At 57.5% G+C, this 23,865-nt stretch carries 19 protein-coding genes; 14 read left to right on the top strand and 5 right to left on the bottom strand.

Annotated features, from left to right (window positions below; all coding sequences use genetic code 11):
- Window positions 1-61: 61 nt before the first annotated feature.
- From AC2FIO_RS01400 to AC2FIO_RS01390, 3 genes are all read left to right on the top strand, one after another.
- Window positions 62-1,276, top strand: coding sequence for an MFS transporter (locus tag AC2FIO_RS01400; RefSeq protein ID WP_282168469.1), 1,215 nt, complete (start codon window positions 62-64; stop codon window positions 1,274-1,276).
- Window positions 1,273-1,869, top strand: coding sequence for a YceI family protein (locus AC2FIO_RS01395; RefSeq protein ID WP_282151028.1), 597 nt, complete (start codon window positions 1,273-1,275; stop codon window positions 1,867-1,869). Before AC2FIO_RS01400 ends, AC2FIO_RS01395 begins: the two co-directional genes overlap by 4 nt.
- An 80-nt stretch (window positions 1,870-1,949) precedes the next feature.
- The gene (locus tag AC2FIO_RS01390) at window positions 1,950-3,173 is read left to right on the top strand and encodes an MFS transporter (protein ID WP_282151027.1); all 1,224 of its coding nucleotides are present in this window, start codon (window positions 1,950-1,952) and stop codon (window positions 3,171-3,173) included.
- A gap of 32 nt (window positions 3,174-3,205) precedes the next feature.
- On the opposite strand, the gene AC2FIO_RS01385 is transcribed toward AC2FIO_RS01390, so the two are convergent.
- Together AC2FIO_RS01385 and AC2FIO_RS01380 are read right to left on the bottom strand one after the other, a co-directional pair.
- Complete coding sequence (locus tag AC2FIO_RS01385) at window positions 3,206-4,876, bottom strand: flotillin family protein (protein ID WP_058273807.1); 1,671 nt, start codon at window positions 4,874-4,876, stop codon at window positions 3,206-3,208.
- 34 nt (window positions 4,877-4,910) lie between these two features.
- Window positions 4,911-5,666 (bottom strand): OB-fold-containig protein, encoded by a 756-nt coding sequence (locus AC2FIO_RS01380; protein ID WP_496695186.1) that lies wholly within the window; start codon window positions 5,664-5,666, stop codon window positions 4,911-4,913.
- A 217-nt stretch (window positions 5,667-5,883) separates the two neighbouring features.
- On the opposite strand from AC2FIO_RS01380, the gene metG reads away from it, so the two are divergent.
- From metG to AC2FIO_RS01365, 3 genes are all read left to right on the top strand, one after another.
- On the top strand, window positions 5,884-7,629 hold the full coding sequence (metG, locus tag AC2FIO_RS01375) for a methionine--tRNA ligase (protein ID WP_496695184.1): 1,746 nt from the start codon (window positions 5,884-5,886) through the stop codon (window positions 7,627-7,629).
- 276 nt (window positions 7,630-7,905) lie between these two features.
- Complete coding sequence (locus AC2FIO_RS01370) at window positions 7,906-9,072, top strand: efflux RND transporter periplasmic adaptor subunit (RefSeq protein ID WP_496695182.1); 1,167 nt, start codon at window positions 7,906-7,908, stop codon at window positions 9,070-9,072.
- A 3-nt stretch (window positions 9,073-9,075) separates the two neighbouring features.
- The gene (locus tag AC2FIO_RS01365; protein ID WP_282118640.1) at window positions 9,076-12,213 is read left to right on the top strand and encodes an efflux RND transporter permease subunit; all 3,138 of its coding nucleotides are present in this window, start codon (window positions 9,076-9,078) and stop codon (window positions 12,211-12,213) included.
- Between the two features lie 48 nt (window positions 12,214-12,261).
- Here AC2FIO_RS01365 and glpD read toward each other — a convergent pair whose 3' ends face one another.
- Entirely contained in the window at window positions 12,262-13,854 is a 1,593-nt protein-coding gene (gene glpD, locus AC2FIO_RS01360) for a glycerol-3-phosphate dehydrogenase (RefSeq protein WP_496695180.1), read from the bottom strand.
- A gap of 193 nt (window positions 13,855-14,047) precedes the next feature.
- Between glpD and AC2FIO_RS01355 the strand changes: the two genes are divergently transcribed.
- From AC2FIO_RS01355 to AC2FIO_RS01330, 6 genes are all read left to right on the top strand, one after another.
- Window positions 14,048-14,809: a DeoR/GlpR family DNA-binding transcription regulator gene (locus AC2FIO_RS01355; RefSeq protein ID WP_496695178.1), complete on the top strand. Its 762-nt coding sequence runs from the start codon at window positions 14,048-14,050 to the stop codon at window positions 14,807-14,809.
- Between the two features lie 116 nt (window positions 14,810-14,925).
- Window positions 14,926-15,081, top strand: coding sequence for a DUF5993 family protein (locus tag AC2FIO_RS01350; RefSeq protein WP_199528470.1), 156 nt, complete (start codon window positions 14,926-14,928; stop codon window positions 15,079-15,081).
- Window positions 15,082-15,090: 9 nt separating this feature from the next.
- On the top strand, window positions 15,091-15,660 hold the full coding sequence (locus tag AC2FIO_RS01345; protein ID WP_496695176.1) for a disulfide bond formation protein B: 570 nt from the start codon (window positions 15,091-15,093) through the stop codon (window positions 15,658-15,660).
- Between the two features lie 34 nt (window positions 15,661-15,694).
- Window positions 15,695-16,057 carry a DUF3302 domain-containing protein gene (locus tag AC2FIO_RS01340; RefSeq protein WP_496695174.1) on the top strand — a complete coding sequence of 121 codons (363 nt, stop codon included), beginning with the start codon at window positions 15,695-15,697 and terminating at the stop codon, window positions 16,055-16,057.
- Window positions 16,058-16,078: 21 nt separating this feature from the next.
- Window positions 16,079-17,224: an HlyD family secretion protein gene (locus AC2FIO_RS01335; protein ID WP_058273814.1), complete on the top strand. Its 1,146-nt coding sequence runs from the start codon at window positions 16,079-16,081 to the stop codon at window positions 17,222-17,224.
- Between the two features lie 11 nt (window positions 17,225-17,235).
- Window positions 17,236-18,798, top strand: coding sequence for an efflux transporter outer membrane subunit (locus AC2FIO_RS01330; protein WP_496695172.1), 1,563 nt, complete (start codon window positions 17,236-17,238; stop codon window positions 18,796-18,798).
- A 3-nt stretch (window positions 18,799-18,801) separates the two neighbouring features.
- Here the strand turns inward: AC2FIO_RS01330 and mprF are convergent, their stop codons facing one another.
- Together mprF and AC2FIO_RS01320 are read right to left on the bottom strand one after the other, a co-directional pair.
- The gene (gene mprF / locus AC2FIO_RS01325) at window positions 18,802-21,411 is read right to left on the bottom strand and encodes a bifunctional lysylphosphatidylglycerol flippase/synthetase MprF (RefSeq protein WP_496695170.1); all 2,610 of its coding nucleotides are present in this window, start codon (window positions 21,409-21,411) and stop codon (window positions 18,802-18,804) included.
- A 98-nt stretch (window positions 21,412-21,509) separates the two neighbouring features.
- Window positions 21,510-21,938 carry an Lrp/AsnC family transcriptional regulator gene (locus AC2FIO_RS01320; protein ID WP_058277712.1) on the bottom strand — a complete coding sequence of 143 codons (429 nt, stop codon included), beginning with the start codon at window positions 21,936-21,938 and terminating at the stop codon, window positions 21,510-21,512.
- Window positions 21,939-22,024: 86 nt separating this feature from the next.
- Between AC2FIO_RS01320 and rocF the strand changes: the two genes are divergently transcribed.
- Both rocF and ctlX read left to right on the top strand, forming a co-directional pair.
- Window positions 22,025-22,945 (top strand): arginase, encoded by a 921-nt coding sequence (rocF, locus tag AC2FIO_RS01315; RefSeq protein ID WP_282151016.1) that lies wholly within the window; start codon window positions 22,025-22,027, stop codon window positions 22,943-22,945.
- Entirely contained in the window at window positions 22,945-23,865 is a 921-nt protein-coding gene (gene ctlX, locus AC2FIO_RS01310; protein WP_496695167.1) for a citrulline utilization hydrolase CtlX, read from the top strand. The genes rocF and ctlX overlap by 1 nt, the downstream gene beginning before the upstream one ends.

The following is a 23,865-nucleotide window of genomic DNA, read 5'->3' as shown; positions in this document are numbered from 1 at the left end:
CACGCGCCCCTCACGGGGTTTGTGACTGGCCAAAGCACAGGCCGAGCCCTAGCGTTTCAGGATGAGCCACGCGATCCACGATAGCCGATACTCCTGGCTGCGACTTGCGATCACTTTGATCATCGCAACCGTGGCCAATGTGGGAATGTGGGCCGTCATCGTTGTGATGCCTGCCATCGAAACCCAATTCAACGCCGGACGTGCCGAGGCCGCGATGCCTTACACATTGGCCATGATCGGGTTCGCCCTTGGCAATTTTTGGATGGGGCAATTGGTGGATCGGCTGGGCGTGACCAAAGCCCTAATCGGGGCCGCAATCCTCAGCGCGACCAGCTATCTGCTGGCGACACTGGCGCCCAATATTGTGATGTTGTCGGTCGCACATCTTCTGTTGGGCCTCGGGGCATCCATCGGCTTTGGACCATTGATCGCCGACATCTCGCACTGGTTCATGAAACGGCGCGGGATCGCTGTGGGTCTGGTGGCAAGCGGAAACTATCTGTCTGGGGCCATCTGGCCGACATTGCTGTCCGGTATACTCGCGCGCGACGGCTGGCAGCAGGTCTACCTGACGCTGGCCGTCATAACGCTGCTTGTCGTCATTCCCCTATCCCTACTGTTGCGTCGACAGGTCCCGGCCGAGGCGCACAGCACCGCCGCGTCGGCCGCACAAATCAAGGCGCGCAGCGTTGGCATTTCCCCCCGGACACTTCAATACATCCTCGGTCTGGCCGGTATTTCGTGCTGTGTCGCGATGTCGATGCCTCAGGTGCATATCGTGTCCTATTGCGTCGGTCTGGGTTACGGACCCACAGTCGGCGCCGAGATGTTGTCCCTGATGCTGTTCGGAGGTGTGATCAGCCGAGTAATATCAGGCATGGTCGCCGATCAACTGGGCGGCGTTCTGACGGTTCTGATCGGCTCGGTCCTGCAATGCCTCGCGCTGTTTCTGTTCCTTCCCTATGACGGGATGGTCTCACTCTACCTGATCAGCCTGCTTTTTGGCCTGTCACAAGGCGGCATCGTTCCCGGCTATGCCCTTGTCGTGCGCGAATATATGCCCCCGCGAGAAGCCGGCGCGCGTGTGGGGTTTGTCATGATGATGACGATCATGGGCATGGCGCTGGGGGGATGGATGTCCGGCTGGATTTACGACGTGACCGGTAATTACCAACTGGCCTTCGTGAACGGCATTCTATGGAATGGCCTGAACATCGGAATTCTGCTGTTTCTGCTCAGACGCTCGCGCCCCCACAAACAAGAGGTTTTGGCATGAGATCATTGACGCGGCGCTTTCTGATTGCGGGTCTGGCGAGTATTCCGTTGGCGCGGCCCACTCATGCTGCGTTGGTCCAATATGAATTGTCTCGAGCCGGGACGTCCGTCGGTTTTTCATTCATGCTCTCGGGGGTTGCGCAGTCAGGCACGATGCCGATCCAATCGGCAGATATTCGAGTCGACACGGATCAGTTGCAAAACAGCCGTGTCACCGTCGTGCTGAATGTAGCCGCGGCGCGCACCCGGCTGCCCTTTGCCCGCGGCCCGATGCTAAGCAAAAGCGTGCTAAACGCGCAGGAATTTCCGAGCATTACGTTCAAATCCACCCGGATACAGCTTGGCCCCACCGGCCGCATTTCCGAAGGCGCAACTATCACCGGAGACCTGACGGTGCGTGGGGTCACGCGCCCTGTGACCCTGCAAGCCAATCTGTACCGCGAACCCGGAACTGAGGCTGATGACCTGAACGCTTTGTCAATTCGACTGTCGGGCGCGTTGAACCGCCACGAGTTCGGCGCCTCTGGTTATCCTGATCTGGTCGCCGATACCGTGTCTTTGAACATCCGGGCCGAGTTGACCCGCAAGGCCTGACACCCAAAGGACAAAAAACGACGCGCAGAGGTCGAATTATCACGCGCAACGCTCGCTGATGGGGTAATGCTGGGCGCACTATGCGAACGATCATTTCTTTTGCCGCCCTGTTTCTTTCCGTCATTCTTCTGCAGCTCTCAACGGGCGGCGTTGGTCCTTTGGATGCGATCTCGGGTATCACGCTTGGGTTCTCAACCGGACAAATCGGTATGTTGGGTTCGGCGCACTTTCTTGGCTTCTTCATTGGCTGCTGGTGGGCCCCCCGCCTAATGGGCAGCGTCGGTCATTCGCGGGCCTTCGCAGTCTGTACGGCCTTGGGCGCTATGGGTCTTATTGGGCATACGTTGACCGAAAACCCGTACATCTGGGCAGCCCTTCGGGTCGCGTCTGGAACCTGTGTCGCCGGGGCCTATACGGTGATCGAAGCATGGCTGAATGCCAAAGTCACAAACGAAACGCGCGGCCGCGCCATGGGGACCTATCGCATTGCGGATATGGGCGCGTCTTTGTGTGCGCAGTTGATCATCGCGGTTTTGCCGCCTGCTTCATACGTGTCCTACAACTTGCTGGCGATCCTGTGCTGCGCGTCCCTGTTACCGTTGACGTTGACACGGGCCAGTCAGCCAAAAACACCCGACGCCCCTCGGTTGAGACCCAAATTGGCCTGGCGCAGTTCGCCTCTGGCCGTTGCAGGGGTAATCGTCGCTGCGCTCAGCTCTGCATCCTTCCGAATGGTCGGCCCAGTTTACGGTCAGGAAGTCGGGTTGGACGTTGACCAAATCGCATTCTTCCTGGCGTCATTCGTATTGGGTGGCGCACTGGCGCAGTACCCAGTTGGCTGGCTGGCCGACAAATATGACAGGCGTTGGGTGCTGATCTGGCTGTCCGTTGCTGCGGTCGTCAGCAGCGGTGTCACAATGGCGGCCAGCGGAACGGGAACGGTGGGCGTCATGCTGGCCGCTGTTTTCTTTGGCCTGACAACCTTCCCGATCTTCTCAGTCTCTTCTGCCCATGCGAACGACTTCGCAACGGCAGAAGAACGGGTCGAGCTATCCGCGGCGCTGATGTTCTGGTTCGCTTTGGGTGCGATAGCCTCACCCTATATCTCTTCGACATTGATTCAGCAGTTCGGACCCGGAGCCCTGTTTGCATTTGTAGCGGTCGGCCATGTTTTCCTGATCATCTTTGGCCTGGCCCGAATGCGCTCACGCCCGACACCGGAAGAGCGAACCAACTATGTCTACGCGCCACGCACGTCGTTCACGATTGGTCGTTTGCTGAAACGGTCGCGTGAAAGGCAATAAAAAAGGGCCGGGAAAACCCCGGCCCCTTTCGATTAGTGTTCTGTCCGCGATCCTTCTTCGATCACGCCGCCTTCTTCGGCAGGTTCAACCGTCGATTCAAGCGCACCGTTGACGACACCCCCGACACCGTTTTCCATCGACAGGCCCAGTTCTTCACCCAGCTTCTTAAGCGCCGGCATCTGCACGGCCATACCCATAATCGAGTCCAGAGCCTGATTGACGACCGGCTTGTCACCGTTCGATGCGCCGCCGCCATTGGTGCCACCGATACCGCCAACCTGATGGATCTTGATCGAGTCGATCTTCTCAGCCGGTTTGACCATTTCCGCGATGATCGACGGCATGGTTTCGATCCGCGCAAGATCAACCTTCATGCGGATCTGATCCACTGACAGAACGTTGTCTGCTTCGACGATCGCACGCTTACCTTCGGCTTCGGCCAGCATGTCGTTCTTCTTGGCCTCAGCCCGAATGTTCAGAGCGTCCGCTTCGGCCTGCGCCTCTTCACGGCGGGCTTCGGCGCGGTCAGCAGCGGCCTCTTTGTCAGCTTGCGCAGCCAGTCGGATCGCGGTTGCCTGACGCTCGGCCTCACGTGTGGCTTCGATCAGTGCGATCTGCTTGATACGCTCGGCCTCGGCCACCTTCTGCGCGGTCGCCACGGCTTCGGTCGCTTTGGTTGCCTCGGCACGGGCAAGATCTGCAGATGCACGGGCGCGGCTTTCCTCTTCGGATTTCTGCGCGATGATGATCTGGCGCTCTTGCTCGGCGACTTCCAGTTCACGCTCTTTCGAGATCTCGGCTTCGCGGATTTTACGCTCACGCTCGATGTCTGCGGCGCGAATGGCTTCTTCACGGCCGATCCGTGCGCGTTCCGTTTCGCGTACCGAGTCTTCGGTCCGGGCTGCAACCTCGGCCTCTTGCGCCACGCGCAGCGTTTCGATCTGCTGCGTCTGCTCGATGCGCGCCTGCTCTTCGTCCTTTTCGATCAACAGCTTCTGACGCTGAGCTTCCATCGCTGCACGGCGCACTTCGACCTCGGCATCGGCATCAATCTGCGCACGCTCTTTCTTTGAGGTGGCAATCACCTCGGCCAATTTGCGCATACCCACAGCGTTAAAGGCGTTGTTCTCGTCCAGCGCCTCAAACGGCGTCTGGTCCAATGCAGTCAGCGAAACAGATTCCAGGGACAGACCGTTCTTTAGAAGGTCTTCGGACACCGCATTCTGCACCTCTTGCACAAAGTCAGCGCGGTTTTCGTGCAGACCGTCCATCGTCATCTGGGCCGCAACAGCGCGCAGACCGTCGATCAATTTGCCTTCGATCATTTCCCGCAACTGTTCGACGTCGAACGTCCGGTCGCCAAGGGTTTGCGCAGCACGTGCGATGCCCTCTTCTGTCGCCATGACCGAGACGTAGAACTCGACGCCCACATCGACACGCATCCGGTCTTTGGTGATCAGAGCAGCCTCGCCGCTGCGCTGAACCTCAAGACGCAGGGTTTTCATGTTGACGGGGCTGACTTCGTGCAGCAACGGCACGACGATGACGCCACCATCCATTATGACTTTCTTACCGCCAGCACCGGTTTTCACCAGGCTGATCTCTCGGGTCGCGCGGCGGTAAAGACGGCCAAGCACAAGGCCGATAAACAAAACTACTGCCAGAATGGTCACAACTGTGACGGCTAGGAATGTGAGTTCCATGCAAAATCCTCCGTGATGGGGTTAGAAATTTTGGTTATTCAGACATGCCGACCAGAACGAACCGGTCGCGCCGTCGGTCGCGCAGCACAAGCACATCGGTGCCCTGCTCAAGCGTGTCCTTGTCCTGCAACGGCTCGGCGCGCAGGTAGTGGGTATTGCCAAATCGATCCATGACGCGCACCTCGGCGGGGCGTCCGCGCGAAGCGGTGCCTTGGGTGATCACGCCGCGGCGACGGGCGAGCAGGCGCTCCGACATCGCCTCGGTTTCGGTCTTGGGCAGCAGACGAGCAAAGATGCCGCCAAAGCCACGTGCAAACCACAGGCCAAAGGCACCGGCGGAAATCGCGGCCATCCAAGGCGGAAGGTCAAAGCCTAACAGGTCGCGCAGCGTCAGTTGCAGGCCCATACCGGACAAACCGAAGCCTGCCAGCAGAACCACCAGCCAGATCATGAACGGTACTTTGCCGATCCCCAGCCACGCTAAAGGTCCCGCAGAGACCGCGCCTGGCGCGTCTGCCTCGATCTCGGCCAATTCGAAATCGCCCAGATCCATGTCGGCATCAATATCCAGACCGAAATCACCGACATCCAGATCGGGGGCATCCACAACATCCAGATCGACATCGCCCTCGCCCGCCATAAGGCTTCCACCCAGGACCAATGCGATCAGTTCCAGCACAAGCAGGCCGAACAGAAGCGCAAGCGCCAAAGTGAAGGGTACAAATGCACCCTCAAGCAGAAAGTCGAACATCAGTTGTTTGCCCTCGTTATTGTATACTGTGGTATACATGATAGATGGGAAGTCATTGCGGAAATTCAAGAGTTTGTGATTCTAATTTACAACTCTGAGGTATTGCATGCGGAGAATACGATGCAATCCAAGGCTGCAACTCAGGCCGATTTTCCCGGCGACCCGTGCCTAAAATGACGTCCGAACCAAAGCCGGGGTTTTGCTGGCCGGTTACATAATGTAGACGGGCGCGCAGACAGTTACGCGGAAACGGAACATGGCTCGGATTCTCATCACCTCAGCGATCCCTTACATCAACGGGATCAAGCACCTCGGTAACCTGATCGGCTCGCAATTGCCGGCTGATCTGTACGCGCGCTACCTGCGTGGCCGGGGGAACGAGGTCATGTTCCTTTGCGCCACGGACGAACACGGCACACCTGCCGAGCTGGCCGCAGCGAAAGCGGGCAAGCCAGTGGCCGAGTATTGTGCGGATATGTACGAGGTGCAGGCCGACATCGCCAAGCGTTTTGGAATGAGCTTTGATCATTTTGGCCGCTCGTCCAGCGAACAGAACAAGACGCTGACCCAACATTTTGCCGGGAAGTTGGACGATTCTGGGCTGATCCGCGAAGTCAGCGAAAAACAGGTCTATTCCAACGCCGATGGCCGCTTTCTTCCTGACCGCTACATTGAAGGTACCTGTCCCAACTGCGGTTATGAGCGCGCGCGGGGCGACCAGTGTGAAAACTGCACCAAACAGCTGGACCCGACCGACCTGATCGAGCCGCGTTCGGCCATTTCCGGATCGACCGATCTGGAGGTGCGCGAGACCAAGCACCTGTACCTGCGTCAATCAGCGATGAAGGACCAATTGGACGCGTGGATCGACAGCAAGAAAGATTGGCCGATCCTGACCACCTCGATTGCCAAGAAGTGGCTGCATGACGGTGACGGCCTGCAAGACCGCGGCATCACCCGCGATCTGGACTGGGGTGTACCGGTCAAGAAGGGCGATCAGGACTGGCCCGGCATGGAGGGCAAAGTCTTCTACGTCTGGTTCGACGCGCCGATCGAGTATATCGCCTGTGCCAAGGAATGGGCGAATGCCAACGGCAGGACCGAGGCCGACTGGGAGCGCTGGTGGCGCACCGACAAAGGAGCGGATGATGTCCGTTATGTCCAGTTCATGGGCAAGGACAATGTGCCCTTCCACACCCTTTCCTTCCCGGCAACGATTTTGGGCACCAACACTTACAACGAAGAATCTGGGTCATCCGAACGTTGGAAGCTTGTCGACTACATCAAGTCGTTCAATTACCTGAACTACGATGGTGGTCAGTTCTCGACCAGCCAGGGCCGTGGTGTGTTCATGGATCAGGCGCTGGAAATCCTGCCGGCCGATTACTGGCGCTGGTGGTTGCTGAGCCATGCGCCCGAAAGCAGCGACAGCGAATTCACGTGGGAGAACTTCCAGCAGTCGGTGAACAAGGACCTCGCGGATGTTCTGGGTAACTTTGTCAGCCGCATTACAAAGTTTTGCCGCTCTAAGTTTGGTGAGGCAGTTCCTGAAGGTGGCGCTTATGGCGACCGCGAGCAAGCGCTGATTGATGAGCTGTCCAAACGAGTCCGCGCGTATGAAGCGCATATGGAGGCGATGGAGGTTCGCAAATCCGCGCAGGAATTGCGAGCGATCTGGGTTGCGGGCAACGAATACCTGCAGGCTGCCGCCCCGTGGTCGACCTTCAAGGAAGACCCTGAACAGGCCGCCGCTCAGGTGCGTCTGGGCCTGAATCTGATCCGCCTCTACGCCGTACTCAGCGCACCGTTCATCCCTGAAGCCTCGGCCAAGATGCTAAGCGCAATGAACACTTTGGACACCAGTTGGCCCGACGATGTTGCGGCCGCGCTGGACGCCCTGCCCGCCGGTCACGCGTTCACGGTGCCGGACGTTCTGTTCGCCAAGATCACGGACGAACAACGCGAAGACTGGCAATCCAGGTTCGCGGGGCAGCGCGACTGAGATTTTGGATCACAACACCATAGTTACGGAGGCCATTTGGCCTCCGTTTTCATTTGAAATGGGGCAAAAACCGGGTTTGGGCGCCAAAACTCCATAGGATCTTGGCGTAAGTCCGCTTGAAACCGGAATAATTTCCGGGCGCACCACCCGGCTGACGCATTCAAGAAGCTTGAGATAAAGTTCCAAAACGGCCATCCTGCCAAGAAATCAGCACGACTCGTCGAGGCAACAGAGCCGCCCCGGCGCAATATCCTTAGGTCTAATGAGGCGCCCGCCATGTCCCTTGCATTAAAGAATTCCTTTTTCCGACACAGAGGTCCGGTCTTGGCCATCGCGGCACTGACTAGTTTGGGCGCCTCGTTCACGGCGCTGGCCCAGGATCAAAGCGACGCGCCGCCGCCGAAAGTGTCGATTGCAGCGGCCTATACCGAAGAAATTACCGATGAGGCCGTGTTCATCGGGCGCGCCGAGGCCATTAACAAGGTGGATATTGTCGCCCGCGTGAACGGCTTTCTTGAAACTCAGGATGTGGAAGACGGTGCGCTTATCAAAAAAGACGACCTATTGTTCACCATCGAACCCGATCTGTATGAGGCGACCCTGGAGGCCCGGAAAGCCGATCTGGACCGGGCGGAGGCCAATCTGGAGCTTGCCAAGGTCGATCTGGCCCGAAAAGAAGAGCTGTACAAACGCGATGCCACCCCGGAGTCCGAGCGTGACATCGCCCGCGCCAATGAACTGGTCGCCGAGGCCGAGGTCAAGGCCGCTCACGCTGCCATCCAACAAGCAGAGTTGGACCTGAGTTATACCGAGATCCACGCGCCGTTTGACGGGCGGATTGGACGTGTGGAAACCAGCGTAGGCGACGTTGTGGGGCCGACAAATCCTCCGCTCGTCAACCTGGTAAGCGAAGCTCCGATTTATGTAAATTTCTCGTTAAACGAAAAACAATTTACCTCGGTCCTCGAACAGGTTGGAGAGAGCGCAGCTTCACTGGCTGAAAGCAACAAAAGCCCGAATGTACACCTGACCCTGCCCAACGGAACCAAGCTCGACGAAACAGGTGAGATTGTTTTTGTGGACAACCGCATCGACCCTCTGACAGGTGCGATCACCGTCCGCGCTGAGTTCCCTAACACCGATCGGTTTATCATCGACGGCCAATTCCTGAGTGTTCAAATCGAGGCATTGGAACCGACCCTTCAGGTGCTGGTCCCTCAGGCCGCATTGCAACGCGATCAGCGCGGTGAGTTCGTGCTGGTGGTGAATGACAAGCAGATGGTCGAACAGCGCTACATCACAACCGGCGACGTGGTTGGGACAGCGATTATTGTGACAGATGGTCTGCGCGAAGGTGAAAGCGTGATCGTTGAGGGCCTGCAGCGGGTTCGTCCGGGCGTCGCGGTGGATGCCGTCGTCGCCTCTGAACAGCCGGGAGAATAACGGATGTTCTCAGCCCTGTTCATTAGCCGGCCCAAGCTGGCCCTAGTTATTTCGCTGGTCCTAACGATCATGGGCGGCATCGGCTATTTGGTTCTGCCGGTCGCACAGTTCCCGGACATTACGCCACCGGTGGTCAGCGTGACGACCACCTATACCGGCGCCAACGCCGAAACCGTTGAAAACACAGTCGCCGCACCGATCGAGGCGCAGGTCAACGGTGTGGACGACATGATCTACATGACGTCGACCTCGGCAGATAACGGATCCTATTCGCTCAACGTCACATTCGAAGTGGGCACCGACCCGGACATCGCCTCAGTCAACGTGCAGAACCGCGTGGCTCAGGCCATGTCGTCCCTGCCTGCCGAAGTGACCTCATCTGGCGTGGTTACTCAAAAAGCATCCACCAACATGCTGTTGCTGGTGACGCTGACCTCGCCGAATGAGACTTATGACAGTGTCTTTCTGTCCAACTATGCTTCGATCAACCTGAAAGACGCGCTGGCGCGTGTTCAGGGTGTGGGTAAAGCCGACGTTCTAACCAATCTGGAATACGCCATGCGGATCTGGATGGACCCGGATCAGATGGCTGCTTTGTCCATCACACCCGGTGACGTGATCAATGCAATTCAGGAACAAAACGTCGAAGTTTCGGCCGGTTCCATCGGCGCTCCTCCGGTCCCGGAAGGGCAGACCTTTCAATACACGATCAAAACCAAGGGCCGCCTGACCTCGGCCGCAGAGTTCGGCGACATTGTCATCCGAACCGGGGATGCCGGTTCAATCGTACGGGTCAAGGACATCGCGCGGGTCGAGCTGGGTGCAGAATATTATGCGGCTTCGGGCTATTTCGACAGTGTCCCGGCCACGGTAATCGGCATTTATCAGGCCCCTGGCGCGAATGCGCTGGCCGTGTCGGACCGTGTCGAGGCCGAGCTTGAGCGATTGTCCCGAACCTTCCCGACGGATGTGGAATACGCCGTACCTTTCAACACCACAGACTTTGTCAAACAGTCGCTGAATGACGTGGTCTCGACCCTGATCCTGACCTTCATCCTTGTGATCTCGGTGGTGTTTGTCTTCCTTGGAAGCTGGCGCGCGACGATCATTCCGGCGGTTGCGATCCCCGTGTCGTTGATCGGGACATTCGCGTTCTTGCTGCTTTTCGGTATGTCGCTGAACACGATCTCTTTGTTCGCGCTGGTGCTGGCCATCGGGATCGTTGTGGATGACGCGATCGTTGTGGTCGAAAACGTCGAACGGATCATCGCCGACGAAGGGCTTCCACCGGCTGAGGCAACGCGCAAGGCGATGGGGCAGATCACCGGTCCGGTTATAGCAACCACGTTGGTTCTGTTGGCGGTGTTCGTACCAGTCACCTTTATGCCCGGCATCTCGGGACGGCTTTATTCGCAGTTCGCTGTGACAATCTCGACCGCTGTGGTGATCTCGTCAATCAACGCGTTGACACTGTCTCCTGCGTTGTGCGGTCTGGTGTTGCAAGCACGGTCCGGCCCGCCAAAAGGGTTGTTGGCGGTGTTCGAAAACTTCATCGGTAGCGTTCGCAGTGGCTATGTCGCCATCGTACGCAAATTGCTGATCCTGCCGATCATCGGTCTGGGCATCATCGTAGCGCTGGCCATGGGCACAGGCACGATCATGTCCAACACTTCGAGTGGTTTCCTTCCGCTGGAAGACAACGGATATCTGTTCGTGGATGTGCAACTGCCAGACGCCGCAACGTTGGAACGGACCGAAACGGTCACTGCACGTGTCGACGCACAGATCCAACAGATCCCCGGCGTCGCAAGCACAGTTCTGATCAACGGGTTCTCGATCCTGAACGGCACAACGACAAACGGCGCCGCGATCTTTGTGAACCTCGACAACTGGGATGAACGAAAAGAAGATGATCTGAGCGCTGATGCGATCCTGCAGAAAGTTCTGGCGATTGCCTATGGTGAAACTGCCGCATCGATAATCGCGTTCAACCCCCCCCCCATTCAGGGTCTGGGCAACTCGGCAGGTGTGGAGATGGAGGTGCAGCAGACCGGAGGCGGTACGCCTCAGGATCTGGCGTCTGCAGTTGGTTCATTCGTCTATTCGGCCAACCAACGACCAGAAATCGGTCAGGCTTATACCACCTTCCGGGCCAACGTTCCTCAGTTGTTTGTGGATCTGGACCGCGAAAAGGCCAAGACGCTGCAAGTGTCCGTGGCCGAGGTGTTCCAGACGATGCAGGCGCAGTTGGGGTCATACTATGTGAACGACTTCAACCTGTTCGGGCGCGTGTATCGCGTGATGATCCAGGCCGACGGTTCTTATCGTGATAATGTCGACGATATCTCCAACCTGTATGTGCGCTCGACCAAGGGTGAGATGGTGCCTCTGGGTACGCTCATTGATGTCGAAAACGTACTGGGTCCGGTCCTGCTGAAACGTCACAACCTGTTCCGTTCGGCGACAGTAACGGCAGTTCCGGCGCCTGGGTTATCCACTGGTGACGCGATCAATGTAATGACCGAGGAATCCACGACCGCCCTACCCCCGGGCTATGCCTTTGAATGGACCGGGACCGCGCAACAGCAATTGGCGACCGGCGGTTTGGTAGTGATCATCCTCGGTCTGGCGATCCTGTTCGGATACCTATTCCTTGTGGGGCAATACGAGAGTTGGACCTTGCCTGTGTCGATCCTGCTATCGGTGATCGTCGCCTTGTTCGGGGCGGTGGCGGCCGTGGCTATCGTGGGCAGCGACATCAACCTCTATACGCAGATCGGGATGATCATGCTTGTGGGGTTGGCCTCGAAGAACGGCATCCTGATCGTTGAATTCGCGATGGAGCAACGTGCCAAGGGATTGTCGGTCAAAGACGCCGCAGCCGAGGCCGCCTTTCAGCGTTTCCGTGCGGTGATGATGACGGCCCTGTCCTTCCTGTTGGGTGTTGTGCCGCTTCTGGCGGCCAGCGGCGCGGGTGCCGCCAGCCAGAAAGCCATCGGTGTCGCCGTGTTCGGCGGGATGCTGGCAGCCACTCTGGTCGGCGTGATCCTAGTGCCGGTCCTTTACGCCCTGCTGCAGGGGATGCGGGAATGGATCAAGGGAACCAAAGACGATCCGGGCCCATCAGAAGAGGCCGCGTGACCCAAAACAACAGCCCCGCCAAACTGGCGGGGCTTTTTACGTTTTTGGTCAGGCGTTTACTGCGACGGGTTCGGTTTTGCGATCCATCCAACCTTGAATGCCAGCGATCTGCTCGGCACTTAACCGCAGACCCATCTTGTTTCTGCGCCAGACAACATCTTCGGCCGTTCGCGCATATTCCTTGTCCATCAGCCACGCCAGTTCCCGCGCGGTTAGCGTCGCGCCGAAGTCCTCGCCCAGATCCGTAACGGACTTGGCGTCGCCCAAAATTGTCTTGGCCTCAGTGCCATAGGCGCGAACCAGACGTTGCGCCCAGACACGGTCCAGAAACGGGTAGTCGGCCAACAGTGCCTCGACCAAATCCGGTACGCCACCAACCGGAAAATCACCGCCCGGAAGCGAAACGCCTGCAGTCCAGGGGCCGGGAAGATCGGGGAAATGCTCGGACACTTTGTCCATCGCACTCTCGGCGAGACGCCGATAGGTGGTGATCTTGCCACCAAACACATTCAGCACAGGCGCCCCACCCTGCGCGTCAACTTTCAGGGTATAATCCCGCGTCGCCGCAGTGGCGCTGCTGGCCCCGTCGTCATACAACGGACGCACACCAGAATAGGTCCACACGATGTCATCGCGTGTAACCGGTTTCTGGAAATACTTCGATGCAAATGCGCACAGATAGTCCTGCTCGGTCTCCGTACAGATCGGGGGCTCTGCCGGGTCTGGGTGATCCTGGTCCGTTGTGCCGATCAGCGTAAAATCGCGCTCATACGGAATGGCGAAGATGATACGCCCGTCCCCGCCTTGGAAGAAATAGCACTTGTCGTGATCATAGAGCTTTGGCGTCACGATATGGCTGCCGCGCACCAGCCGCACACCTTCACGAGAGTTGATGTGGATCTTGGTCTGGATGATGTCCCCAACCCAGGGGCCACCCGCGTTGATCAGCATTTTGGCCTGCACCATCCGCGTTTCGCCGCTCTGCTTATCGCGGATGGTGATCTCCCACAGATCATCGACGCGTTTGGCCGCCAGAACTTCGGTCCGTACCAGGATATTCGCCCCGCGTGCCTCGGCATCGCGGGCATTCAGCACAACCAACCGTGAATCCTCGATCCAGCAATCGGAATACTCGTAGGCTGTGTGAAACTTGTTCTGCAACGGCCCGCCTTCCGGCGCGCTTTGCAGATCCAGTGAGCTTGTCCCCGGCAGGATTTTGCGCCCCCCCAGATGGTCATACATAAACAGACCCAGACGGATCAGCCACGCCGGGCGCCGTCCCTTCATCCAAGGCATTACTGTGCTGAGAAGTCGCGAGGTCGGCGTTTCAGAATCGAACCGCATATCCTTGTGATACGGCAATACAAACCGCATCGGCCAGCTGATATGCGGCATCGCCCGCAGTAGTGTTTCACGCTCGATCAACGCCTCGCGCACCAGACGGAATTCGAAATACTCCAGATACCGCAGGCCGCCATGAAACAGCTTGGTCGAGGCCGAAGACGTCGCCGAAGCAAGATCGTTCATCTCGGCCAATGTCACGGACAATCCGCGCCCGGCCGCATCGCGCGCTATTCCGCACCCGTTAATCCCACCACCAATGATGAAAAGGTCCGTGACCTTGTCCGTGTGCCGTTCCATGTCCGGATGATTCTCTTTGTTTGAAAAACCGGGGTCATTAACCCGATGAACGCGCGTTTCGTCAATGTTTACTTTCGTTTTTTTTCGCTTTATCACCACAAATCGAAGTGTTTCAAAAGTGTGGCCAAACAGATCTCTTGGAAACCCTTCGAAACTAGAACAAAAACGAACCCACACCGTTTCGGAGCCGATCATGTCCCTTTCCTTTCGTCAGTCAGACATCCTGAACATCGCCAGACAGGATGGCCGTGTGATGGTGGATGACCTGGCCGCTCAGTTTGGGGTCACGGTTCAGACCATTCGCCGCGATCTGTCTGAGCTGGCGGATCTGGGGAAACTGGACCGGGTTCACGGCGGGGCCGTCATTCGCTCGGGCGTTTCCAATATTGGCTATGAGGATCGCCGCGCCCTGAACGATGAGGCCAAAGCGCGTATTGCCTTGGCCTGCGCCCGAGACATCCCGGACGGCGCGTCGGTTTTCATGAACATCGGTACTTCGACCGAGGCGGTTGCGCGCCAATTGGTGAACCACAAGGACTTGATGGTCGTCACCAACAACATGAATGTCGCCAATATTTTGGCAGAGAACGCGGATTGCGAAATCGTCGTCGCGGGCGGTGTCCTGCGCAGGTCGGATGGCGGGTTGGTGGGTAACCTGACAGTCGCGACCATCCGGCACTTCAAGTTCGACTATGCGGTCATCGGCTGCTCGGCACTTGATGCCGATGGCGACCTATTGGATTTTGATTTTCAAGAAGTCCAAGTGAGCCAGACGATTCTGGCCCAGACACGGCGCACCTTTCTTGTGGCCGATCATTCAAAGTTTCAGCGTGCAGCCCCCGCGCGTATCACCTCATTGGCTGAGATCGACACGTTCTACACCGACCGTCCTCTGACGGACCGCCTAAGCAAGAGGTGTCAGGCGTGGAAGACCGACCTTCGCGTGTGCCAATAACCCCCCTAAGTAGTTCTCCTAAAAGGTGAACTTGGTAAGAGTTTTCTTGCCAGACCTCCCTGCGCCTGACAGTATCGCCGCATTGCGTTCGTTGCACGGAAAGGGAGAACCGGGCCATGATAGCGCTTTTATTTGCGTTACTTACAGCCACCATGGGGCTGAATTATTTTCGACAAACAACGGCAGCCAATGCTCTGTTTTTCTTCACGCTGGCGTTGAGTGTGTACTGGCTGAAATTCCACGCCACCAGCCAACTGACAATCCAGTTGTAGGGGGCGATGATGACACCAGAACTGTCCCGAACCCTTAACGCCATAGGCATGCTGGCCGTCAGTCTAGTGCTGCTTTTGGCCTTTGTTTACCAACTGACGCTTTACGAGCTGCCCTGTCCACTTTGCCTGTTGCAACGCGTTGGCTTTGTCGCCGTGGGCGTTGGGCTGGGCTTGAACCTGCTATACGGCTCGCGGCCGCGGCACTATGCGTTGATGTTAATCGCAGCGCTTTATGGCGGCAGCGTATCGGTGCGCCAGATCCTTCTGCATATCGTTCCCGGCACGGGTCACTACGGCTCGCCCGTGTTGGGGTTGCACTACTACACTTGGGCCGCCATTTGCTTTTTCCTGATCCTGTTGGGCACCGCGGTTATGCTGCTGTTTGATCGCCAATACGCTGACGACACATCGGATCAGCCTCGTTTCGGTGGAAGCACCTTGGCCAAAACTGCCTTCTTCATCATGCTTGGTCTGGCTGTTCTGAATGCCGGTTCGACACTGCTTGAATGTGGTCCTGGCATTTGCGCCGACCCGCCAACCAGCTACAAAGTGATTGACGAACTGGGCTCCAACAACTGAGGATGGGATAACCTTCCCGAACAGAGGCACAAACATGGGGTTAATTGGGCAGCCACTGGGCTATTACGACTACCTGACATTTGTTGCGTTGATTTTGCTACTGGCCGCCGTCATGGCGCTGTTTCTATTCGTGATGGGACTACCGGGCCGCATTGCGATCAAACGCAATCACCCCCATGCCGAAGCTATCAAGATCATGGGCTGGATGGGGTTTCTCGCCATCGTGCCTTGGGTCCATGCTTTCATCTGGGCGTTCCACGATGGAACGGTGGTCGATATCCGCCGCATGCCTGATGAAGAACGAAAGGCAGTTCGCAAAGAAATCAAGCGCTTGGGTGGTGAGTTGACGGAAGAATACCGTGACCCGCTGGATCCGGATGAGACGCAAAAGAGCTAACGCCAAAGGAAACTACGAAATATGTTTGTCGCCCTCGGCATTACGCTTTTCTACATCATTTTTGTCTGGCTTATCTTCTTCAAGTTCCAGTGGCTGAAGTTCAACATCATGTGGGGCATCGTATCCTTCTGGGTCGGCGCGCACCTGCTGTTGATCTTCCTTGTCGCCCTTCGGTTCTTTCAGCCGTTCTCTATCGACAGCCACGTGGTCCGCTCAACGATCCAGATCGTCCCACGGCTGACCGAACCGACGATATTGACTGAGGTACTGGTCGAGCCAAATACCGAAGTCACAAAGGGCGATCCCCTGTATCGGTTCGACGACACTGTGTTCGCGCTTGAGGTTGAGGAAGCCACAGCGCAACTGGTCGCGGCCGAGCAGAACGCCAAGATCCTTGAACAGGACGTCATTGCCGCAGGGGAAGCCATTGAGCGCGCCAACGCTCAACTTGCCTACGCACAGACGCAGCAAGCCCGATACGAAAACCTCGTACCCGCAGGTGGTGCGCGGCAGGACGAGCTAGATCGCTGGAACGAACAGGTGACTGAGGATCAGGCTCAGGTCAAAGAGGCCACTGCAAATCTGGAAAAGGCTCAGCTTGCGCTGGATTCCCAGATTGACGGCGTGAACACCGGCATCCTTCAGGCCCAAGCGCAGTTGGACAAGGCCCAGTACTTTCTGGACAACACAACGATCTACGCCCCCGAAGACGGCATGATCGTGTCCCAACAGGCTCGTCCGGGTCTGGTCGTCGGCGATATTCGCCTGGGCGCCATCGCCAGTTTTGTCACCAAGGATAACCCTTATATTCTTGCGACCTACCGACAGCAGAACCTGAAATTTGTCGAAGTCGGTCAACCCGTTGAAGTCGCCCTTGATCTGTATCCGGGTGAAATTTTGACCGGCAAAGTCGAAGCGATCTGGTGGGCAACCCGACAAGGACAATACCTGCCATCAGGCCGCCTGCCCGGCTTTGAGCTGCCAAAACTTCCCGGACGCATTGCCGTGCAAATCTCGGTCGATATCCCGGACGGGCACACCTTCCCTGCCGGTGGTCACGCGGCCGTGGCGATTTATACCGGTCAAGGCAAAAGTTTTGAGTTTCTGCGACGGATCAACATTCGTCTCTATTCCTTCGCCAACTTCATTCGACCATTGGATATCTAAGGACGCAAATGATGACCCGGGCCAGATTATACCGCCGACTGATGGGCACGGCCCTATGCGCCGCGCTGCTGGTCGGCTGCGCACCAGTTGGCCCGGATTTCGTGCGCCCAAGCTCTCCGGTCGTGAAGCAATGGATCGAGGTCAATAGCCCAAGCACTGGTCAAAGCGGCCTGACCTCGCGCAGTGCGCCTGTGGTGAAATGGTGGGAGACGTTCAACGACCCCACTCTCAACAAACTGATCGCCGAAGCCTATGCACAGAACCTTGATCTGCAGGTTGCCGGTGCGCGCGTTCTGCAGGCACGCGCGCAGTTGGGCATTGCGTTTGGCGAGCTGTATCCGCAATCACAGGCCATCGGAGCATCGATTGAACGCCGCCAAGTCAGCGACAACCTCGGACCGATTTCAGATATCCGCCGGATCATACCTCTCGACACCGAGTTTTCGACCTCACAAGTCGGGTTTGATGCCCAATGGGAACTAGACGTCTGGGGCCAGCAACGTCGCGGCGTTCAGGCCGCGCGGTCCAATCTGGCGCTGCAAGTGGCCAATTATGACGACGCGCTTGTCACGCTAACTGGCGATGTCGCGGCGCTTTATGTCAACATTCGCGCCTTGCAAGAGTCGCTGGCAGTGGCGCGCGACAACATCCAGTTGCAACAGGAATCCGCAGATCTGACCCAATTGCGGTTTGACAATGGCGTGACAACCGAGCTGGACGTGCAGGAATCCACAGCCCTGCTGAACAATACCAAGGCCTTGGTCCCAGAGATTGAAAGTGATCTTCAACAGGCCAAGAATGCATTGGCCGTGCTGCTGGGAGCTACCCCTTCCCGCATGACCAGCCTACTAGGCAATTCTGGACGGATTCCCTCTGCACGTACAAATGTGTCCGTTGGCGTCCCGGCCGAATTGCTGCGCCGCCGTCCGGACGTTCGCGCGGCCGAGCTGGCAGCGGCCACGCAATCTGCGCAGGTCGGGATCGCTTTGGCCGACCTTTATCCGCAATTCATCCTGTCGGGTGCTATTGGCCTGCAGGCCTCGGGCGGGCAGGATTTGTTTTCAGCAAGCAGCAACACCGGGCTCGCGAATGCCGGCGTGGTCTGGAACGTGCTGAACTATGGCCGGATCAAAAACAACGTCCGCGCGCAGGATGCGGCCTATCAGGCGTTGATCGCCAATTATCAGAACACCGTCCTGACCGCCTATTCCGAGGTTGAAAGCGCCATGGTGGCCTATGCCCAATCTCGCAAGCAAGTTGGCTTCTATGAAAAAAGCGTCGCGGCTTCGCGCAAAGCGGCAGATATCGCCATCGATCAGTACCGGGACGGAATTGCCAGCTATTCTCGTATTCTGAACACCCAAACGGCCCTGCTGCGGTCTCAGGCTAATCTGATTCAGGCGCGCCAGCAGGTGTCCAGCAATCTGGTTGCGGTTTACAAGGGATTGGGTGGCGGCTGGCAGATCCGGCAGAACCAAGAATTCCTACCAGAAACCGTTCTGGCCGAAATGGCATATCGCACAGATTGGGGCGATCTACTGGAGAAAACCCCGACCCGCGCCAGTCTGAACTGAACTTTATTTCGTCAACCCGCGCAAACCGCCTGAAATCAGGATGTTCACCTCGTACAGAATACGTGGTGCTGCCAGACCACCGGGGCTGGCGAGGTAATTCGGGCTCCATTCCGGATCGAACTTCTGCTTGAAGGATCGCAGCCCTTCGAAGTGATAGAACTGCTCGCCGTGTTCATAAACGAACCCTCCGACGCGGTTCCAGAAAGACGCCAGTTGCCGGTTCTCGATTCCCGAAAACGGTGCCGCCCCCAGCGAGAACCAATGGAACCCCTGCTCTGCCCCCCAGGTCATCATCTCGGCAAACAAGGCATCCATGATAAAGTTCGACCCGTCCGGCTCATACCGCATCAGGTCCAACGACAATTCGGACTTGTTCCCGCCTTGGAAGAGGTTGGCGAAGGCGACGATCTTTCCCGTATCTGCCTTCTTCAGCACCGCGAAATCGAAATAGGACAGGTATTCATTGTCAAACCCGCCCAAGGCAAAGCCCTTTTCCTCACCAGCCTTATGCTCCAGCCAATCGTCTGAAATCTTGCGCAATTCGGGCAACACAGGACCCACTTTGTCCTTCGGTATGATCTCGAATACATACCCTTCGCGTTCGGCCCGGTTCTTGGCCTGACGGAACCGCTTGCGAGATTTACCGTCCAGCGAGAAATCTTTCAACGGCACGCGCGCGACCTCTCCGATCTTCAGAATAGACAGGCCCAGATCCAGAAACGTCGGCAGGTACTTAGTTGATACGCTGTAGAAAGCGCACAACTTGCCCTCACGGTCCGCCATTTCGCGCAATTGCCAGATCAGTTGCTTTCCGGCGGTTTCATCCCCAACCGGCTCCCCCTTGGTGATCAGTGCATTGCCTGTGTCGGCATAGGCCAGAAATGCGTCATCGTCCGGTGAAATCAGGAATTGCTTGTCGCCGGTCAGTGAAATCTGCGACTCGGTGTCTTCGCTTTCCATGACCAGACGTTCAACAACCTCGGGGATCTCCGTTCGGACCGGTTCCGGAACCTCGCGCCCGAACAAAGAATTCACGGCCACCACGCCAAGAATAACCGCCACCACAAGACTGGATCGCAAAAAGCGTGAGGCGTCACCGTTCCACGCGAACTCCCACCACAAAGCGTTCTGATATTCGACATGCGAATAGGAAAACAGCCCGACCCAAAAGACGACCAAAAGCAAGGCGACCACGCTGACCAGCCACGGGATGTTCAGGCGGAATATCGATGCCCCGCTGACGCGGTAAAACGCCCCGCGAAACGTGGCCAGTAAGGCGATAGTGCCCAACATGCTGATCGCTTCGTGCGTATCGAGACCCTTGGTCAGCGATGCGACGAACCCGGCAACCATCAGCAGCATGGCCACTATCCATGCGCGGTACAGCTTGCGGAACAGGCCGCGTGAAACAAGGATCAGTAGAACTCCGACAGCGCTTCCGGCAAGATGCGAAGCTTCAACGAAGGACAAAGGCAGAAAGTCCCGCAATGCGCTAAGCTTCTCGCTGCCTGCAGGCAACGCCCCGGACACCAGCAGAATGACACCCGCCACAGCTGCGACACCGGCCGCGACCATCGGCACAATCGGACGGATCACGCGGTAAACCCACGTGGCGGCTCCGCTGATGTGATGTCGGTTCGTCAGGGCCGAAGCCACCGCGATGGACAGCGTCGCGATGGCGAACGGCAAGAAGGTATAAATCAACCGGTACAGCAAAAGGGCGGCGATCACATCAGACCGACCCGAGGCCCCTAGCCCGGCGATTAAAGTTGCCTCAAACGCGCCGATCCCGCCCGGAGCATGGCTGAGAATTCCGACCGCGATCGCGCCAATGTAAACGGTGAAGAAGAACGGAAACCCGACCCCCAGATCATCCGGCATCAACACGTACAGCGTCATTGACGCCCCAAACAGGTCACCCACAGCCGCCAGCGTCAACAATCCAGGCAACTTGCCGCCCGGCAAATTGAAGCCCAAACCACCGGTGGCCAGTCTGCGTCCGCCCTTGGAGAGCCAAATGAACAGCGTTGCGAAACCCACAAGCAGGCACAGCCCTAGCACGGTTTCCACCGTGTCACTTATTGGTAGAACTTTGGACACGCCATCCGGATGAAAGGTTAGCAACCCACCCAGAAGCAGAATGAAACCTGACCAGAACGCGATCCAAGATGTGGCAATCACCCCCGCAACCCGACCCAGATCAAGGCCCAGGGACGCATAGATCCGATACCGGATCGCCGTGCCAGTAATGTAAGAAAACCCAAGGCAATTCGACACGGCATAACCACAGGCGCCAGCCATGCCTGCGACAGGCAAAGGAACCTCGCCATCTGCCACACTTTGCACGGCAAACACATCGTAAAGTGAGAGAGATAAAAAGCTGACAGCCGTCCAGCACAGGGCGAAAAACATCAGTTTCCACGATGTATTCGCGACGTCGGTTTTTACATCAGCCCATTTGACGTGCGAAGACAGCTCGTGCAGGACGGTCAGGGCAATAAGCGTGACCAGAATCGGTATCGCGATCCGGACAAGGGGCTTTTCAAGAAACCCCGAAACCCGTTCGGCCAGGCGTACAGCCCAGAGTTCTTCGACATTTTCATGAGTTGCCATGCTTTGTCCCTGCTCTCAGGCTCGATCACACTCTGCACGATCGAAACGCGCAAGCCGACTTTTGCACATTTTCGTTCAGGCTCAAAGCACTACGGGGGTCACAACCGACCTTTGCGGGTGGACAGCAGCAGGTTGGTCTCGGACTTAGTGATCCCCTCCATACGGCGAATCTGGAACAGCACCTCGTCCAGCTCGGCCAGTGTTTCGGTCCAGATTTCGGCGATCAGATCCCAGCTTCCGTTTGTGGAGTGAACAGCACGCACCTGACGCATGGCGGCAATTCGGGCCATCGTGCGCTCGGTTCCGCGGCCTTCGATTTCCAGCATCATCAAGCCGCGCACCGGGCTTTGCGCCACGTCCTGACGGGTGAGTACCGTGAACCCAACAATTTCACCGGACTGTTTGAGGCGCTGCAGGCGGCTGCGAACCGTAGTGCGCGTAACACCCAGCGTTTCGGCGAGTTCGGACAGGGACGCCCGTGCATCCCGGTGCAAGGCGCTGAGCAGCCTGCTATCCAAATCGTCCATGACTGCTTCTCATTTCGTTTATCCGAATGCCATTTTGAACATTTTGCTGTCTTTTCGCAAGCCATCACGAGGGTCTAGATAGTCATATGGATACGCAAAATGTAATATTGGTTGGCGCACCAATGGACGCAGGTAAGCGTCGTCAGGGGTGCCGCATGGGCCCGGACGCCTACCGGGTGGCCGGTCTGGAACAAGCTCTGACTGACCTCGGGCACCAAGTGTCGGATATCGGAAATGTCAACGCCGATCCGTCAGATGTACCGGAGCATCCACACCTTGTCGCGCTGCCCGAGTGCATCGGCTGGACCAGCGCCCTGAGCCGCGCCGCACAGGAAACCGCGCCGAACGGACTGCCGATTTTTATGGGCGGCGATCACGCTTTGTCCATGGGCACAGTTGCCGGGATGGCAACACATGCAGACAGGATGGGTCGCCCCCTGTTCGTGCTTTGGCTGGACGCGCACAGCGACTTTCATACACCTGACAGCACCGGCAGCGGCAACCTGCACGGCACACCGGTTGCCTATTTCACCGGGCAACCCGGGTTTGACGCATTCCCTCCGCTGGCTGCACCGATTCCAACGGATCGAGTAGGCATGATTGGTTTGCGTTCCGTGGATCCGGCTGAACGTGCACGATTGGAACAGGATCAGGCCATGCTGGCAGACATGCGCAGCATTGATGAGCACGGCATCAAGGCACCTTTGATCGCGTTCCTCGACCGAGTACGCGCAGCAAACGGTATCCTGCACGTCTCGCTGGACGTCGACTTTCTGGACCCTTCAATTGCGCCCGCCGTTGGCACCACTGTTCCTGGCGGCGCGACCGAACGCGAAGCCCATCTGGCGATGGAACTGCTGCACGAAAGCGGCCTCGTCTGCTCGCTGGATTTGGTCGAACTGAACCCGTTCCTGGATGAACGTGGACGAACCGCAAAACTGATGGTCGATCTGGCCGCGTCCCTGTTGGGCCGCCGCATCTTCGACCGCCCGACCCGGAGTTTCTGATGAATACCCTTCAATCTCCTTCCGCTGTTGTCATGGTTCGACCGCATGAGTTTGTGTCGAACCCAGAGACTCGCCATGACAATGCGTTTCAGACACTGGCACATCGGTCCGCCGAAGCGACTTCAGCAGCCGCGCGCGATGAACATGATCGTGCAGTCGAACAACTGCGCGATGCAGGCGTCACAGTTCATGTATTTGATGATCACGGCCAACAAAACACGCCGGACAGTGTCTTTCCCAACAACTGGTTCTCGACGCATCCCGGCGGACACATTGCAATCTATCCGATGTTTGTTCCGTCGCGTCGACGCGAACGCCGCACAGATGTTATCGAGTTGTTGAAACAGGAATACCGCGTTCAGGACGTGATCGATTATTCGGGGCTGGAACAGGACGATCTCGCACTGGAAGGTACCGGAGCAATGGTTCTCGATCACGTCGGCCGCATCGCTTACACGGTCAAGTCAAACCGCGCTGATCCCGTTTTGTTGGAGCGGTTCTGCACGAACTTCAACTACGAACCCATCGCGTTCGAAGCTAGGGACGACGCAGGCCGAGACGTTTATCACACCAATGTCCTGATGGGAATCGGCACACATTACGCACTGATCTGCCTCGACATGATAATCGATGCCGAACGCCGCGCGACCGTGCAGGCGCGATTGGAAGAATCCGGTCGCACCGTCATCGATCTGTCCCATGACCAGATCGCAAACTTTGCTGGAAACACCATCGAGCTTAGTGGTCGTGATGGGCTCGTGCTAGCTCTTTCCAGCCGCGCCAAAGATGCGCTGACGCGCCAACAGACCGACATTATCGAAGACAGCGCCACTCTGCTGCCGTTGTCGGTTCCAACCATTGAAACAGCCGGAGGATCAGTACGTTGCATGATCGCCGGTATCCACCTTTCCCGCCGATAG

The sequence above is a fragment of the Ruegeria sp. CDSB086 genome (genome assembly GCF_059611065.1).
This window is presented reverse-complemented; position numbering and strand designations above follow the sequence as displayed.